Source organism: Pantoea rwandensis (genome assembly GCF_000759475.1).
GTDB classification, from domain to species: domain Bacteria; phylum Pseudomonadota; class Gammaproteobacteria; order Enterobacterales; family Enterobacteriaceae; genus Pantoea; species Pantoea rwandensis_B.
The window spans coordinates 4,052,007-4,067,387 of sequence record NZ_CP009454.1; the positions used below are offsets into that span (position 1 = coordinate 4,052,007).

13 protein-coding genes and 1 other annotated feature are annotated in these 15,381 nt (G+C 53.7%); of the genes, 3 read left to right on the forward strand and 10 right to left on the reverse strand.

The genetic code is table 11. The features are described 5' to 3' along the window. Positions 1–60 precede the first annotated feature (60 nt). The 4 genes from dnaK to tal all read right to left on the reverse strand — a co-directional run bounded on the left by dnaK (position 61) and on the right by tal (position 5,263). Positions 61–1,971, reverse strand: a complete 1,911-nt coding sequence (gene dnaK / locus LH22_RS18585) for a molecular chaperone DnaK (RefSeq protein WP_038649153.1) — start codon at positions 1,969–1,971, stop codon at positions 61–63. A 212-nt stretch (positions 1,972–2,183) separates the two neighbouring features. After that, positions 2,184–3,485: an MFS transporter gene (locus tag LH22_RS18590; protein ID WP_038649156.1), complete on the reverse strand. Its 1,302-nt coding sequence runs from the start codon at positions 3,483–3,485 to the stop codon at positions 2,184–2,186. A 113-nt stretch (positions 3,486–3,598) separates the two neighbouring features. Next, complete coding sequence (gene mog / locus LH22_RS18595) at positions 3,599–4,186, reverse strand: molybdopterin adenylyltransferase (RefSeq protein ID WP_038649159.1); 588 nt, start codon at positions 4,184–4,186, stop codon at positions 3,599–3,601. A 123-nt stretch (positions 4,187–4,309) separates the two neighbouring features. After that, complete coding sequence (tal, locus tag LH22_RS18600; protein ID WP_034826122.1) at positions 4,310–5,263, reverse strand: transaldolase; 954 nt, start codon at positions 5,261–5,263, stop codon at positions 4,310–4,312. A 213-nt stretch (positions 5,264–5,476) separates the two neighbouring features. On the opposite strand from tal, the gene yaaA reads away from it, so the two are divergent. Then, positions 5,477–6,253, forward strand: a complete 777-nt coding sequence (yaaA, locus tag LH22_RS18605; RefSeq protein ID WP_038649162.1) for a peroxide stress protein YaaA — start codon at positions 5,477–5,479, stop codon at positions 6,251–6,253. Positions 6,254–6,365: 112 nt separating this feature from the next. Then, on the forward strand, positions 6,366–7,682 hold the full coding sequence (locus LH22_RS18610) for an IS4 family transposase (RefSeq protein WP_038644489.1): 1,317 nt from the start codon (positions 6,366–6,368) through the stop codon (positions 7,680–7,682). Between the two features lie 68 nt (positions 7,683–7,750). Here the strand turns inward: LH22_RS18610 and thrC are convergent, their stop codons facing one another. The 5 genes from thrC to LH22_RS18630 form a co-directional block, all read right to left on the reverse strand. Beyond that, a complete protein-coding gene (gene thrC / locus LH22_RS18615) occupies positions 7,751–9,034 on the reverse strand; it encodes a threonine synthase (RefSeq protein WP_038649165.1) in 1,284 nt (427 codons plus the stop codon). 3 nt (positions 9,035–9,037) lie between these two features. Next, positions 9,038–9,967 carry a homoserine kinase gene (gene thrB / locus LH22_RS18620; protein ID WP_038650267.1) on the reverse strand — a complete coding sequence of 310 codons (930 nt, stop codon included), beginning with the start codon at positions 9,965–9,967 and terminating at the stop codon, positions 9,038–9,040. 2 nt (positions 9,968–9,969) lie between these two features. Further along, on the reverse strand, positions 9,970–12,432 hold the full coding sequence (gene thrA, locus LH22_RS18625; protein WP_038649169.1) for a bifunctional aspartate kinase/homoserine dehydrogenase I: 2,463 nt from the start codon (positions 12,430–12,432) through the stop codon (positions 9,970–9,972). A gap of 26 nt (positions 12,433–12,458) precedes the next feature. Beyond that, positions 12,459–12,581 (reverse strand) — a sequence feature (Thr leader region). Continuing rightward, the gene (gene thrL / locus LH22_RS20815; protein WP_128601299.1) at positions 12,517–12,588 is read right to left on the reverse strand and encodes a thr operon leader peptide; all 72 of its coding nucleotides are present in this window, start codon (positions 12,586–12,588) and stop codon (positions 12,517–12,519) included. (Overlaps the previous feature by 65 nt.) Before the next feature lie 202 nt (positions 12,589–12,790). Beyond that, a complete protein-coding gene (locus tag LH22_RS18630; RefSeq protein ID WP_038649173.1) occupies positions 12,791–13,480 on the reverse strand; it encodes a tRNA/rRNA methyltransferase in 690 nt (229 codons plus the stop codon). A 609-nt stretch (positions 13,481–14,089) separates the two neighbouring features. Here LH22_RS18630 and arcA point away from each other — a divergent pair. After that, positions 14,090–14,806 (forward strand): two-component system response regulator ArcA, encoded by a 717-nt coding sequence (gene arcA, locus LH22_RS18635; RefSeq protein ID WP_034826183.1) that lies wholly within the window; start codon positions 14,090–14,092, stop codon positions 14,804–14,806. Positions 14,807–14,854: 48 nt separating this feature from the next. Here arcA and creA read toward each other — a convergent pair whose 3' ends face one another. Continuing rightward, complete coding sequence (gene creA, locus LH22_RS18640; protein ID WP_038649176.1) at positions 14,855–15,328, reverse strand: protein CreA; 474 nt, start codon at positions 15,326–15,328, stop codon at positions 14,855–14,857. Positions 15,329–15,381: the final 53 nt, after the last annotated feature.

Below are 15,381 nucleotides of genomic sequence, written 5' to 3' on the forward strand. Positions count from 1 at the left end.
CCTACGCCCGTGCTGGTTTCAACGGCTGTCAGGCCAGCCGTCGCGCCCGGTCAGGGGCAATTATTTTTTATCTTTAACTTCTTCGAATTCAGCGTCGACAACATCGTCATCTTTCTTTGCTGAAGCGTCGCCAGCATCTGCTGCGCCCGCCTGGCCTTGCTGCTGCGCCAGTTCCATCAGTTTGCCAGACACTTCCATCAGAGCCTGCATTTTGGCTTCGATTTCTGCTTTATCTTCGCCTTTCAGCGCGGTGTTCAGCTCGGTCAACGCAGACTCAATCGGTGCTTTGTCGTCAGCAGACAGTTTGTCACCGGCTTCATCCAACTGCTTACGGGTGCTGTGCGCAATCTGGTCACCCTGGTTGCGCGTCTGCACCAGCTCTTCGAACTTACGGTCAGACTCGGCATTCGCTTCTGCATCACGCACCATTTTTTCGATCTCTTCTTCGTTCAGGCCTGAAGAAGCTTTGATGGTGATCTTCTGCTCTTTACCGCTGTTCTTGTCCTTCGCAGACACGTGCAGGATACCATCGGCATCGATATCGAAGGTCACTTCGATCTGCGGCATACCGCGCGGTGCAGCCTGAATACCGTCGAGGTTGAACTGGCCCAGAGATTTGTTATCACCTGAACGCTTACGCTCACCCTGCAGCACGTGAATGGTCACGGCAGACTGGTTATCTTCAGCGGTTGAGAACACCTGGCTGTGCTTAGTTGGGATGGTGGTGTTCTTGCTGATCAGCGCAGTCATCACGCCACCCATGGTTTCGATACCCAGTGACAGTGGCGTTACGTCCAACAGCAGAACGTCCTTCACTTCACCTGCCAGCACGCCGCCCTGAACCGCAGCACCCACAGCAACCGCTTCATCTGGGTTCACATCTTTACGTGGCTCTTTACCAAAGAACTCAGTCACTTTGGCCTGAACCATTGGCATACGTGTCTGACCACCGACGAGGATTACGTCGTTGATGTCAGAAACAGACAGACCTGCATCTTGCAGCGCAACTTTCAGTGGCTCGATAGAACGGGTCACCAGATCTTCAACCAGTGATTCCAGCTTCGCACGGGTCACTTTGATGTTCAGGTGCTTAGGACCGGTTGCATCTGCAGTGATGTATGGCAAGTTAACGTCGGTCTGCTGTGCAGAAGACAGTTCAATCTTCGCTTTTTCAGCCGCTTCTTTCAGACGCTGCATTGCCAGTGGATCGTTATGCAGATCGATACCCTGGTCTTTCTTGAACTCTGCTACCAGGTAGTTGATCAGACGGCTGTCGAAGTCTTCACCACCGAGGTGAGTATCACCATTGGTCGCCAGCACTTCGAAGGTTTTTTCGCCATCAACTTCATCGATTTCGATGATAGAGATATCGAAAGTACCACCACCCAGGTCATATACCGCGATAGTGCGGTTGCCCTGACCTTTGTCCAGACCGTAAGCCAGTGCAGCTGCGGTAGGTTCGTTGATGATACGTTTTACGTCCAGACCCGCGATACGGCCGGCATCTTTGGTTGCCTGACGCTGTGCATCGTTGAAGTAAGCTGGAACAGTGATAACCGCTTCGGTTACCGCTTCACCGAGGAAATCTTCCGCGGTTTTCTTCATCTTTTTCAGCACTTCAGCAGAGATCTGCGGTGGTGCCATTTTCTGGTCTTTCACGTTCAACCATGCGTCACCGTTATCAGAACCGATGATTTTGTACGGCATGATTTTGATATCACGCTGCACTTCTTCGTCCTGGAAACGACGGCCAATCAGGCGCTTGATCGCGAACAGGGTGTTCTGCGGGTTAGTCACCGCCTGACGTTTAGCCGGCTGACCGACCAGAGTTTCGCCATCTTGTGTATATGCAATGATTGACGGTGTGGTGCGATCGCCTTCGGCGTTTTCAAGCACACGTGCTTTACCACCATCCATAACCGCAACACATGAGTTGGTTGTACCCAAGTCAATACCAATAATCTTACCCATCTAAACGTCTCCCACTTAAATTCTTTGTCAATTAGCGTTGTTAGCAGATGTGCGGTCAAACTGACCCTTTTCAACTGCTGTAACAGGCTTTTTTTGCTGCCTGCCATCACTCGATGACAACTAAATGGGGCCGCTTCAGAGCGCATCAAGGGTTAAAACTAAAATATTTTTAAAAAAATGCGGAAAAGAAAAAGGCGCTTACGCGCCTTGAGTTAAACATTTACCTGATTGAGCAGTGTCGATCGCTGTTTTTCGCTCTGTAGCCAGAGGCCGACCAGCAAACCAATCAACGCCAGCGCCAACACATACCAGGCGGGTGCCATCGGCGTGAATTGCATCATTAGCGTCACGCTAATGGGTGTCAGACCGCCGAAAATCGCATAGGCCACATTGTATGAGAAGGAGATGCCGGTGAAACGCACCGCCGCCGGGAACGCTTTAACCATCACAAAAGGCACCACACCCACCACGCCAACGCTCAATCCCGCCAGTCCATACCAGACAAACAGCATCTCCGGCGCACCTCCCAGTTGGTGGAAGAAGTTCCAGCTGAAGATGGCCAGCAGTATGGAGCCGCCAATCAACGTACGGGCCGCACCGAAGCGATCCACAACCCAGCCCGCGATGACGCAGCCGATCAGCAACATAACGGTGGCGACGCTGTTGGCCTGCAGACTCAATGCTGCGGGGATGCCATGCTGTTTCTGCATCAGCGTGGGCGCCATCAGAATCACCACCACGATGCAGGCCGAGAGCAACCAGGTCAGCAGCATCGAAATCACAATGCCGCGCTTATGGCTGGCAAGGATGGTTTGCAGCGGCAGCTTGTCAGACAGCGCTTTACGCTGCTGCATCTGCTTAAACACCGGCGTTTCGTGCAGCCAGCGGCGCAGATACATCGCCAGCAAGCCGAATAAGCCACCGAGGAAAAACGGAATGCGCCAGCCGTGATCGCGAATCGCAGCCGGTGAAAGTGTGGTGTTCAGCACCGTCGCCACTAGCGAACCCAGCAAAATGCCCGCGGTTAAACCCGCTGTCAGCGTGCCACAGGCAAAACCAATACGTTTTTCCGGCACATGTTCAGCCACGAAGACCCACGCACCCGGCACCTCGCCACCAATCGCGGCGCCCTGCAGCACGCGCATCAGCAACATCAAAATCGGCGCTGCGATGCCAATGCTGGCATAAGTCGGCAGTGCGCCCATTGCCAGCGTGGGTAACGCCATTAACAGAATGCTCAGACTAAACATCTTCTTGCGCCCAACTTTGTCACCAAAGTGCGCCATGATGATGCCGCCCAGCGGACGCGCCAGATAACCTGCGGCGAAAATCGCGAAGGTCTGTACCTGACGCAACCACTCTGGGATATCCGGTGGGAAAAATAGCTCGCCGATTACGGCGGCGAAGAAAACGAAGATGATGAAGTCGTAGAATTCCAGTGCCCCGCCGAGGGCGGCCAGCGACAGGGTTTTATAATCCTGGCCGTTGAGACGGCGCGTTGTATGTGCATCCATAGTCGTGCGGTATCCAGAGACAAAGTCAGTGTGGTTGTAAAGCTGGAGTTACTATACCGTCAATATTTCGCCACACCAGTATCGCTGAATTTTATGCCTGAAAACGGCGATTTTCAGACGTTTGTCTCACGCCTTGCACTTTTAGGACGAAATGCTGCTACCACTTCGGGATCGGTTTCCACGTAGGGCCCTTCCAGCAACTGTAAACAATAAGGTACAGCAGCAAAAATACCCGGCACTTTCACTGCACCATCTTCTGCTTTCAGCCCTTCCAGTGTCTCTTTGATGGATTTGGGCTGACCCGGCAGATTGAGGATCAGCGACTGTTTGCGGATCACCCCCACCTGACGCGAAAGGATCGCAGTCGGCACAAACTGCAGGCTGATTTGACGCATCTGTTCGCCAAAACCCGGCATCTCACGATCGGCGACTGCCAGGGTAGCATCGGGCGTAACATCGCGGCGCGCAGGGCCGGTTCCGCCGGTGGTCAGTACCAGATTGCAGAACAGTTCATCGACCAGTTCACAGATCGCCTGTTCAATCATCGGCTGCTCATCGGGTACTAAACGGGTTTCGATTTCAAACGGGGTAGTCAGCGCGGCGGCGAGCCAGCTTTCCAGCGCCGGAATGCCTTGATCCTGATAAATGCCATTAGCAGCACGATCGGAAACGGAAATTAATCCAATACGCAAAGTATCCATTGAGTTATCGCTGTGGTTGACCGCAAGGCGGCAAATAAAGAGGGATGCAAAGAGGATAATACAAAGCGGAGTCGAGGGAAAAGCGTAAAACCGTGGCGACAGCTGCCGCCACGGTAAATCACCTTACAGCAGTTCGGCGATCATCTTCTCAAGTTTGCCCTGATCGATGGCAAAGTTGCGGATACCTTCAGCCAGTTTGGTCACGGCCATTGGATCCTGGTTGTGCTGCCAGAAGAACTCAGCTTCGGTCATTTTCGCAGGGCGCGCTTTGACTTCACCGGTATAGCTCAGCTTGCGCTCAACCGCACCTTCGCTCTCTGCCAGCTCTTTCAGCAGGCCCGGAGAGATGGTCAGACGGTCACAGCCGGCCAGTTCGATGATTTCACCGATGTTACGGAAGCTGGCACCCATTACCACAGTTTCATAACCGTGCTGTTTGTAATAGTTGTAGATTTCCGCCACCGACACCACGCCTGGATCTTCATGCGCAGCGTACTCTTTCTTATCGGTGTTCTGCTTGTACCAGTCGAGGATACGGCCTACGAATGGCGAGATCAGGAACACGCCTGCTTCCGCACATGCACGCGCCTGCGCGAAAGAGAACAGCAGAGTCAGGTTACAGTTGATGCCTTCTTTTTCCAGCTGCTCAGCAGCACGGATGCCCTGCCAGGTTGAAGCCAGTTTGATCAGGATACGGTCGTTGCTGATGCCCGCATCGTTGTACAGCTTGATCAGGCTACGTGCCTTCGCGATGCTCGCTTCGGTGTCGTAGGAGAGACGTGCGTCAACTTCGGTAGAGATACGGCCTGGGATCAGTTTCAGAATTTCCAGACCAATGTTGACGGCCAGCTTGTCAGAAACCAGTGCCAGCTGCTCTTCTTTGTTGCTGCTCTGCTGACGTGCCCAGGTAATGGCTTCGTCAATCAGTTTGCGGTATTCAGGGATTTGAGCGGCGTTGAGGATCAAAGAAGGGTTGGTGGTCGCATCTTGCGGCTGATAAAGCTTCATCGCCGCGATATCACCGGTGTCGGCGACCACAGTAGTCAGCTGACGCAAGGAAGTAAGTTTGTCCGTCATGGTTCTCTTTCTCTTAGGTTGACTGTCAGGGTGTAAAAGGCTGTTGGGATAATATCACGCACAATTCAGTGCGCAACATCACGAAGTGCCTCATTACGATAGCGCTAACAAATGGGAGCGATTTGCCGATCCGTGCAGCTTTTTTGCTACACTCGTCGCAACTTAATTCCCATCAATCCCCTGTGAACAGGCGGGTCAACAAGGACAAACACGATGCTGATGGTTATCTCGCCAGCGAAGACACTGGATTTTGAAAGCCCGCTGGCGACACAGCGCTTTACGCAGTCAACACTGTTAGAAAAATCACAACAGCTGATCGATGTTGCGCGCGATCTTTCACCGGCGCAGATCAGTTCACTGATGGGCATCAGCGACAAACTGGCGCATCTGAATGCCGATCGCTTTAACCAGTGGCAGCCGCCCTTCACGCTCGACAATGCCCGACAGGCAATTCTGGCGTTTAAAGGCGATGTGTACACCGGTTTGCAGGCTGAGACGTTCAGTGATGCAGATTTCGATTTTGCCCAGCAGCACCTGCGCATGCTGTCCGGTTTATACGGCGTGCTGCGTCCGCTGGATTTGATGCAGCCTTACCGCCTGGAAATGGGCATCAAGCTGGCCAACCCGGCGGCAAAAGACCTCTACGGTTTCTGGGGTGATTTACTGACGCAGAAGCTGAATGACGCGATGGCCGAGCAAGGCGATGAGGTGCTGATCAACCTCGCATCCGATGAGTACTTCAAAGCGGTGAAGCCGAAGCAACTGAACGGTGAGTTGATCAAGCCGGTGTTCCTCGATGAGAAAAACGGCAAGTTTAAGGTGATCAGTTTTTACGCCAAGAAAGCGCGTGGCCTGATGAGCCGCTATGTGATTCAGAACCGCCTGAGCAAGCCCGAGCAGCTGAAACAGTTTGATGTCGATGGCTACTTCTTTGCGGCTGACGAGAGCAAGGGTAACGAGTTGGTGTTTAAGCGCCGCGAGCAGAAATAAAAAAAGGTCGCCAACAGGGCGTAATGCCGATCAGTTAAGACAAAAATGATCGGTTGAACGATCCAACAGTTCTGCAAGAATCCGTAATCTCTCAGGGATTACGGATTTTTTTATGCTTCTCAGTCAGGCTCTCGATATTGTTCATAACTTTACTCCTCAGGAGTTCTCGACGCTTTCTGATCTCCTTTCTCCTGAACTTATTGACGAGTGTCTCGCGGATACCGGGACAGTAACGTTACGTAAGCGCAGGTTGTCGATGGAAATGATGGTCTGGGCAGTGACGGGCATGGCACTTTTTCGCTCCCATTCGATGACTCAGCTCGTCTCACACCTGGATATCCTTCTGCCGGGGAAAAGGCCCTTTGTTGCGCCCAGCGCGGTTGTGCAGGCCCGGCAGCGATTTGGAGAAGATGTTATCCGGTTAATGTTTGAGAAAACGCAGCGCCTGTGGTTTGAAAAGACACCGCTGTCGCACTGGAACGGACTGACTCTGATGGCGGTGGATGGCACCGTATGGCGTACCCCTGACACACCAGAGAATGATGCCGCCTTCGGGCGAACGGCCAATATTAATAAGTGCTCTGAGTGGCCGCAGGTGCGAATGGTCTGTCAGATGGAAGTCACCAGTCACCTGCTGTCAGCAGCAGCGTTCGACAGCGTCTCAGCTGTCGGCGAAGCCGATCTTGCCGCTCAGCTTATCCCACAGACCCCCGACCACTCTCTGACCCTCTTTGATAAAGGTTTTTATGCGCTGGGTCTGCTGCACGCCTGGCAGTCAGCGGGAACGGAAAGACACTGGATGCTGCCGCTGCGCAAAGGAGCACAGTACCGTGTAATCCGTAGCTTAGGGGCCGGGCAGGCGTTGGTGGAATTACAGCTGTCGCCGCAGGCGAAGAAAAAATGGCAGGGTGCTGCGGACACGCTGACGGCAAGGCTTATCAGCAAAGAACTCAACGGAAAAACGGTTCAAATCCTGACATCCATGTGCGATCCCCTGAGGTATCCCAAAGCAGATGTCGTGGATTTATACGGCCATCGCTGGGAAATAGAGCATGGGTTCCGCGAGATGAAACAACACCTGCTGAATAATGAGCTGACGCTGAGAAGCAAAAAGCCAGAACTTGTGCGTCAGGAGCTGTGGGGCGTGGTCCTAGCCTATAACCTTCTGAGGTTCATGATGGCGCAGATGGCGTACAGCCTGAAAGGCGTGGAACCTTATCAGATGAGTTTTAAGCAGTCCGCACTGTATCTGAGAAGTCATCTGAGCCTGCTACCGGGCATCTCACCGGGAAAAATACCGCGGATAATGGAAGAGGTAATGGCGATGGCGCCAGGGCTGGTGCTGCCAGAAAGAAGAGTGCGGCATTACCCAAGGGCGGTAAAAAAGAAGCCGCAACGTTATCCGTTGCGGCCTCCATTAAGATCTTAACTGACAAGCATTACGCCAACAGGGCGACCTTCCTCTCTTTGACGCGCATCAATGCGCGCCTGTTTGCATCACTTCAGCAAAAACTTACGCAGCTCAGCAAAGTCTGCCGTCATATTATGCGACAGCAGTGGCAGCTCAGCGCGCTCTGCCAGTTCTTTCGGCAACGGCAGTTCCTGACCCAAAATCTCATCCACGCTCTCTTTGAACTTGGCCGGATGCGCAGTGCCGAGGAACAGACCGAATTCGCCTTCCTGCAGGTTGTCACGCAGCATGCGATAGGCAATCGCCGCGTGCGGCTCAGAGATATAGCCAATTTCCGCCAGCTCACGCATGGTAGCTTTGGTGGTCTCATCCGATACCGCGCCAGACACCAGATCGGTCAGGCGCCAGGTTTTACGACGGAACAGCTCTTCCACGCGCGGCCAGTTATTCGGCTGGCTGACATCCATGGCGTTCGACAGGGTTGCCACTGTCGCATTCGGTAGCCATTCACCGTTGCCCAGGAAGCGTGGCACGGTGTCGTTGGCGTTGGTTGCCGCGATAAAGCGCTTGATCGGTAATCCGAGTGATTTCGCCAGCAGACCCGCGGTCAGGTCACCAAAGTTACCGCTTGGCACGGAGACCACCAGCTGATTGCGCTGCTCTTGTGGCAGTTGCGCCACCGCTTCGAAGTAGTAGCAAATCTGCGCCAGCAAGCGGCTGATGTTGATGGAGTTAGCCGAGTTCAGGCCAATCGCTTTCTTCAGCTCTTCGTCATCAAACGCCTGCTTCACCAGCGCCTGGCAGGCATCGAAATCGCCTTCCACCGCGATGGTTTCAATATTGCCGCCCAGCGTACAGAACAGTTTTTCCTGCAGCGGGCTGATCTTGCCCTGCGGATAGAGGATAACGACGCGCACGTTTTCCATGCCGTAGAAGGCATGGGCCACCGCGGCACCGGTGTCGCCGGAGGTCGCGGTCAGAATGGTGATTTGCTCATCAGCGCCCGACACATAAGAGAGCATCTGCGCCATGAAACGACCGCCGAAGTCTTTGAATGCCAGCGTTGGGCCGTGGAACAGTTCGAGGCAGGCCACATCGTCACTGACTTTCGCCACTGGCGCCGGGAAGGCAAAGGCGTTTTTCACGCGCTCAGCCAGCTGGTGCGCGGCAATCTCATCGCCAATATAAGCTGAGAGAATTTTGCTGCTGCGGCTGACGAAATCCATCTCCAGCATCGCATCGATGTCGGTCAGTTCGAATTCCGGCAGTTCGAGCGGGAAGAACAGCCCTTGCTGCGAGCCGAGGCCCTGTTTAACGGCCTGAGCAAAACTAACCTGCTCGTTGTGATCCTTAAGGTTGTAGAGTTTCATGCGTTATCCCAAGTTACGTGCGCCAGCCGTATCAAGACGGCAGATATGGACGAAGCCTTCATCGTTCTGCAGATAGTGCTGGCTCAGCCAGTCTGCCATCCGCTGTGCCGTTGCCATCTCGTTGCAAACGGCGAAAAGTGTCGGACCGGAGCCCGAAATACCGCAAGCCAACGCGCCGATATCGGCAGCCGCCTGGCGCGCCTCAGCGAAGCCCGGCAGCAGTTTGGTGCGGTAAGGTTCTGCAATCACATCCTGCATCAGTTTAGCTGCCAGCAGCGGCTGGCGGGTATGACAGGCGTGAATAAAGCCCGCCAGCAGACGGCCATGCTTGATGGCATCGTCTTTGCGGTACTGCGCAGGCAGAATCGCGCGTGCTTCAGCGGTTGAGACTTTAATGCCTGGGTAGGCCATCACCCACAGCCAGTCATCAAAGCACGGCACATCCTGTGAGATGATACCGTTCTCTTCAATCATCAGCTGCACACCGCCGAGGAAGCAAGGCGCAACGTTATCAAAGTGCACGCTGCCCGAAATACGCCCTTCCAGCTCGCCCATTAAGGCCAGCAGCTCGGTATCGTTCAACGGCTTGCCGCAGAACTCGTTCATCGCCATCAAACCGGCCACCACCGAGCAGGCGCTGGAACCCAGACCTGAACCGATCGGCATATTCTTTTCCAGCGTCATCGCGAAAGGCACTTCTTTGCCAATCGCCTGGCAGAAACGTTCCCAGCACTGATAAACGATGTTCTCTTGCGGATTGGTTGGCAGCTTGCTGACAAAGCGCCCGGAGTTCACCAGGCTGAAGCTGTCGGCCGCTTCTACCGATACGCAGTCACCCAACAGGGTGCCATCCACCGGCGAAACCGCCGCGCCCAGCACATCAAAGCCGACGCTGACGTTACCTATTGAGGCCGGTGCATAAATTTTTACCATCATCAAACTCCCAACTTCCACGACAGTGTACGCAGCAAGTCGGCAAACACGCCGGCCGCTGTGACATCATTCCCCGCGCCGTATCCACGCAGAACCAGCGGGATCGGCTGATAATAGCGGCTGTAAAACGCCAGCGCGTTCTCGCCGTTCTTCACTTTGTACAGCGGATCGTTGCCGTCCACCGCATCGATTTTCACTTTGCAGACGCCGCCTTCTTCAATGGCGCCGACGAAGCGTAACACTTTACCTTCATCACGCGCTTTGGCAACGCGGGCGGCAAAAGCATCATCCAGTTCCGGCAGGCGCGCCATAAACTGCTCAACGTCAGCGATGTCGGTGAGTTCAGCGGGCAGCAGCGGCTCAATCTCGATATCGCTCAGCTCCAGTTGATGGCCCGCTTCACGCGCCAGAATCAGCAGTTTACGCGCCACATCGGTACCTGAGAGGTCGTCACGCGGATCCGGTTCGGTAAAGCCCATCTCACGGGCTGTTTTGGTGGCTTCGGATAACGATACGCCCTCATCCAGTTTACCGAAGATAAAGGAGAGCGAACCGGAGAGGATACCGGAGAATTTGATCAGCTCATCACCCGCATTCAGCAAGTTTTGCAGGTTTTCGATCACCGGCAGACCCGCACCGACGTTGGTGTCGTACAGGAACTTACGACGCGATTTCGCCGCGGCCGCACGCATCTGCTGGTAGTAATTCCACGACGAGGTATTGGCCTTTTTGTTCGGCGTCACCACGTGGAAACCTTCAGCGAGGAAGTCAGCATATTGATCGGCCACCGCCTGGCTGGAAGTACAGTCCACAATCACCGGGTTCAGCAGGTGATACTCCTTCACCAGACGCATCAGGCGACCGAGATTGAACGGCTCTTTGGCTTCGCTCAGTGCGCCTTTCCAGTTGCTGAGATCGATGCCGTGCACGTTGGTTAACAGCGCACGCGAATTGGCGATACCGCACACGCGCAGATCGATATGTTTCTCTTTCAGCCACGCCTGCTGACGATGCAGCTGCTCCAGCAACGCCGCGCCGACACCACCCACGCCCACGACGAACACTTCGATCACCTGATCGGTGGCGAACAGCATCTGATGCACCACGCGCACGCCAGTGGTGACTTCATCATTGCTTACCACCACCGAGATGGAACGCTCGGAAGAGCCCTGCGCAATCGCCACAATATTGATGTTGGCGCGTGCCAGTGCCGAGAAGAATTTGGCGGAGATGCCGCGCAAGGTGCGCATGCCATCGCCGACCACGGAAATCACCGCCAACTGCTCCAGCACATCGAGTGGATCCAGCAGGCCATCTTTCAGCTCCAGATAGAACTCCTCTTCCAATACACGGCGCGCGCGCGCCTGCTCACTCTGCGGCACGCAGAAACTGATACTGTATTCAGAAGAGGATTGGGTGATCAGCACCACTGAGATGCCGGTGCGCGACATCGCAGCAAACACGCGTGCTGCCATACCGACCATGCCTTTCATGCCCGGACCGGAGACGTTAAACATCGCCATATTATTCAGGTTGGTGATGCCTTTCACCGGGTTCTCATCCAGCTCGCCTTCGCCACCGATTAAGGTGCCGGGCGCTTGCGGGTTAGCGGTATTTTTGATCAGGCAAGGAATCTGGAACTGAGCAATCGGGGCAATGGTGCGCGGATGCAGGACTTTCGCGCCGAAATAAGACAGCTCCATCGCTTCCTGGTAGGACATCGACTTCAGCAGTCGCGCATCCGGCACCTGACGCGGGTCGCAAGTATAGACGCCGTCTACGTCAGTCCAGATTTCACAGCAGTCCGCACGTAAGCATGCCGCCAGCACTGCTGCCGAGTAATCAGAGCCATTACGGCCCAGCACCACCAGTTCGCCCTTCTCGTTTCCGGCGGTGAATCCCGCCATCAGGATCATGTGATCGGCAGGGATCTGGCTGGCCGCGATGCGACGGGTTGATTCGGCGATATCCACAGTGGATTCAAGGTAATGACCGACAGCCAGCAGTTTCTCCACCGGGTCGATCACCGTGACTTTGTGGCCGCGCGCCTGCAGCAGCGCTTCCATGATGGCGATAGAGAGCTTCTCACCACGACAGATAATGCCGGCATTCACCGCATCCGGGCACTGGCCCAGCAGGCTGATGCCGTGCAGCACCTGTTTCAGCTGGGCAAATTCCAGTTCAATGCGGGTTTTCAGGCCATCATAATCGAAGCCCGGCTGCGCCTCCGCCAGGCCCTGCAGCAGGTCGGCAAAAATCCGTTCGGCATCGCTGATATTCGTCAGTGCGTCCTGGCCGCTAATGGTTTTCTCAATCATCGCCACCAGATGATTGGTGATTTTCGCTGGCGCAGAGAGCACGGTAGCAACCTGTCCCTGTTGCGCGTTGCTTTCCAGAATATCTGCCACGCGGAGAAAACGTTCCGCATTGGCTACTGAGGTTCCGCCGAATTTCAGCACTCGCATGATTGAAGCTCTCCTGAATTTTTGCCGAAAAAAAAGCCCGCACTGTTTAGGTGCGGGCTTTTTTCTTTGTTTTTCCTGTATGCGTCAGCCCGCACCGTTACCTGTGGTAATGGTGGTGGTAATAATAATTGTGGTGTTCAGGCTGTGATTACGCATTGAGATTTTTTCTGTCTGTCTTTGTCTTGTCCGTCTGCCTTCCAGAAGTAAAGCAAAGCGCACGTTAAGTCAACGAATTTGTCTTAGCCGCGATTTTAAGGCGACTGCGCAGAGTTCGGTTTCTGCGCGTAAATCATATTGGGATCGTTCAACTGATCGCTCGGTTTCCCGATCAGTCACTATTAAAATCGATATTCACCGATTATTTATCTATAAGTTTTTTTTCTACATCATGTAGCAGGCGATGCAGCATGGCGCTATCGCGCTGTTCCAGCAGGCCAATACGCTGATCGATCCAGTCTGCCATTTTGGCATCGTCGCTCACCTCCAGTTTCACCAGCAGTTGGTGGAAGCGCTCGCGCAGCGCCTGCAGTTGGTGTTCGTTCGCCACCTCTTTCACTTCTGCCGCGACCTGATTTAGCGCCGACAGCTGATAGCAGTACACCATCACCGCCTGTCCGAGGTTGAGTGAAGGGTAATCATTGGCCATCGGAATGCCGGTCAGCAGATCGACCTGATCCAGCTCTTCATTGGTTAAGCCGCTGTCCTCACGACCAAACACCAGCGCGATTCGGCTCAGCCACTGGCGCTTCTCTTGCAGAATGGTTTCGACTTGCGCCGGCGTGGCGTAGTAGCGGAACTTCGCACGACTGCGGGCGGTGGTGGCGACCGAGAAATCGACATCGGCCAGCGCCTCACTCAGCGTGGCGTAGGTTTTGACATTATCAAGAATCTCACCGGCACCGTGCGCAACACGACGCGCAGCCGGGTCTTGCCAGGCATCGCTGGCAACAATACGCAGTTCGCTAAAACCCATGGTTTTCATGGCACGAGCGGCCGCGCCGATATTTTCCGGACGGGCGGGTGAGACAAGGATCAGGGGGAAATGCATGATTTTTCCATCGAACTGTTAACAACTCGCCCTATGTTGGCACGCAGTGGCAAAAATACCAACCGCACGGACAAGAGAAAATAAGATGTTAAGGATGTTAAAAGAGGATAAAAGCGATGGGGAGAAGATATTGTGGGATATAACTAAAATTTCCACGCTTAATTAATATAAATCTATTGTTTTTCATATTATTAAAATATTATTTCCTGCAGGTTTTAGTTTTACCGTTATGCAGCCAAAATGTAGCAAAAATGCTGCTTTTTGTGAGCTAAGCTGGCATTCCTGGAGAAGTTTTTCATAAAAGTGTTAACGTGCTACACTTGCATTTGATATAAGTCAACGAAGCGTTGTTTTTATGCTTATCGGTTGTTGTTGGTGCTGTTAGGTTGCTGTTAATAAGGTTAGGATAAGCGCCAGTCCGATACCCACGGGGCACGCAAATATTCATCCTGACTGGCTGAGCTAACACTGAAGTTGACATAGATGGATGGTGTATTCCGAAGATTATTTCGTACACCGGTTGCGTAAGGCACGCTGTTTTGATGAACAGCAAACGCAGCCATCGTACGCCCTGTTTTCGATTTGTTGGCAAATTTTAGGTAGCGAAACATGCAGACCCCGCACATTCTTATCGTTGAAGACGAACTGGTCACGCGTAACACCCTCAAAAGTATTTTTGAGGCGGAAGGTTACGTGGTCTATGAAGCCACCGACGGCGCCGAGATGCATCAGGTTTTGACGGAAAATGACGTCAATCTGGTGATCATGGATATCAACCTGCCAGGCAAAAACGGTTTGCTGCTGGCACGCGAATTGCGTGAACAAGCAAACGTTGCGCTGATGTTCCTGACAGGTCGTGATAACGAAGTGGATAAAATCCTCGGCCTGGAGATTGGCGCCGATGATTACATCACTAAACCGTTTAACCCACGTGAGCTGACGATTCGTGCACGCAACCTGTTATCGCGCACCATGAATCTGGCGATGCCAAGCGAAGAACGTCGCGCGGTTGAAAGCTATCGCTTTAACGGCTGGGAGCTGGATATTAACAGCCGCTCACTGATCAGCCCGAACGGTGAACAGTACAAGCTGCCACGCAGTGAGTTCCGCGCGATGCTGCACTTCTGCGAAAACCCGGGCAAGATTCAAACCCGTGGCGATCTGCTGAAGAAGATGACGGGGCGTGAGCTGAAGCCGCATGACCGCACCGTGGATGTCACCATCCGCCGCATTCGTAAGCATTTTGAATCCACCCCGGATACACCAGAAATCATCGCCACCATTCATGGCGAAGGTTACCGCTTCTGTGGTGAATTGCAGGATTAAGTTTGCTGCAGTTAAAGAAAAACGCCCATCAGGGCGTTTTTTTATGCCTCAATGCCACGGCATGATTGGCACAGCGCTCAGCGCGTTCTTCGGCGAACCGTCCACCACTTTATCTGAGTAGCTTAAGTAAACCAGCGCATGGCGTTTCTGGTCAAAGAAGCGTACCACCTGCAATTTCTTAAACACCAAAGAAGTGCGCTTTTGGAACACAACTTCACCCTGCGCCTTGCCTTGTGCAATTTTATCGCTAAGCTCTACAGGCCCAACCTGCTGGCAGGAGATAGCCGCGTCGGAAGTATCTTCCGCCAGACCTAATCCGCCCTTGATCCCACCGGTTTTCGCCCGGCTGATATAACAGGTTACATTTTTTACGTCGGGGTCGTCGAAGGCTTCCACCACGATCTTATGGTCGGGGCCAAACATCTTGAAAACCGTGTCTACTGAGCCGATCTCCTCGGCCTGTAAGCCCGCGCTGAAGATAGAAGTTGCAAGCGTGATTATAAGAAAGCGAGTTATTGTCATTGAGTTACCATTGGCAATCGAATAGATGAGAATGTAATGTACTGTCAATCGAA

Coding starts and splice junctions, on each gene's coding strand:
- dnaK (WP_038649153.1), bottom strand. CDS start 1,971: ATGGGTAAGATTATTGGTATTGACTTGGGTACAACCAACTCATGTGTT.
- LH22_RS18590 (WP_038649156.1), bottom strand. CDS start 3,485: ATGGATGCACATACAACGCGCCGTCTCAACGGCCAGGATTATAAAACC.
- mog (WP_038649159.1), bottom strand. CDS start 4,186: ATGGATACTTTGCGTATTGGATTAATTTCCGTTTCCGATCGTGCTGCT.
- tal (WP_034826122.1), bottom strand. CDS start 5,263: ATGACGGACAAACTTACTTCCTTGCGTCAGCTGACTACTGTGGTCGCC.
- yaaA (WP_038649162.1), top strand. CDS start 5,477: ATGCTGATGGTTATCTCGCCAGCGAAGACACTGGATTTTGAAAGCCCG.
- LH22_RS18610 (WP_038644489.1), top strand. CDS start 6,366: ATGCTTCTCAGTCAGGCTCTCGATATTGTTCATAACTTTACTCCTCAG.
- thrC (WP_038649165.1), bottom strand. CDS start 9,034: ATGAAACTCTACAACCTTAAGGATCACAACGAGCAGGTTAGTTTTGCT.
- thrB (WP_038650267.1), bottom strand. CDS start 9,967: ATGGTAAAAATTTATGCACCGGCCTCAATAGGTAACGTCAGCGTCGGC.
- thrA (WP_038649169.1), bottom strand. CDS start 12,432: ATGCGAGTGCTGAAATTCGGCGGAACCTCAGTAGCCAATGCGGAACGT.
- LH22_RS18630 (WP_038649173.1), bottom strand. CDS start 13,480: ATGCATTTCCCCCTGATCCTTGTCTCACCCGCCCGTCCGGAAAATATC.
- arcA (WP_034826183.1), top strand. CDS start 14,090: ATGCAGACCCCGCACATTCTTATCGTTGAAGACGAACTGGTCACGCGT.
- creA (WP_038649176.1), bottom strand. CDS start 15,328: ATGACAATAACTCGCTTTCTTATAATCACGCTTGCAACTTCTATCTTC.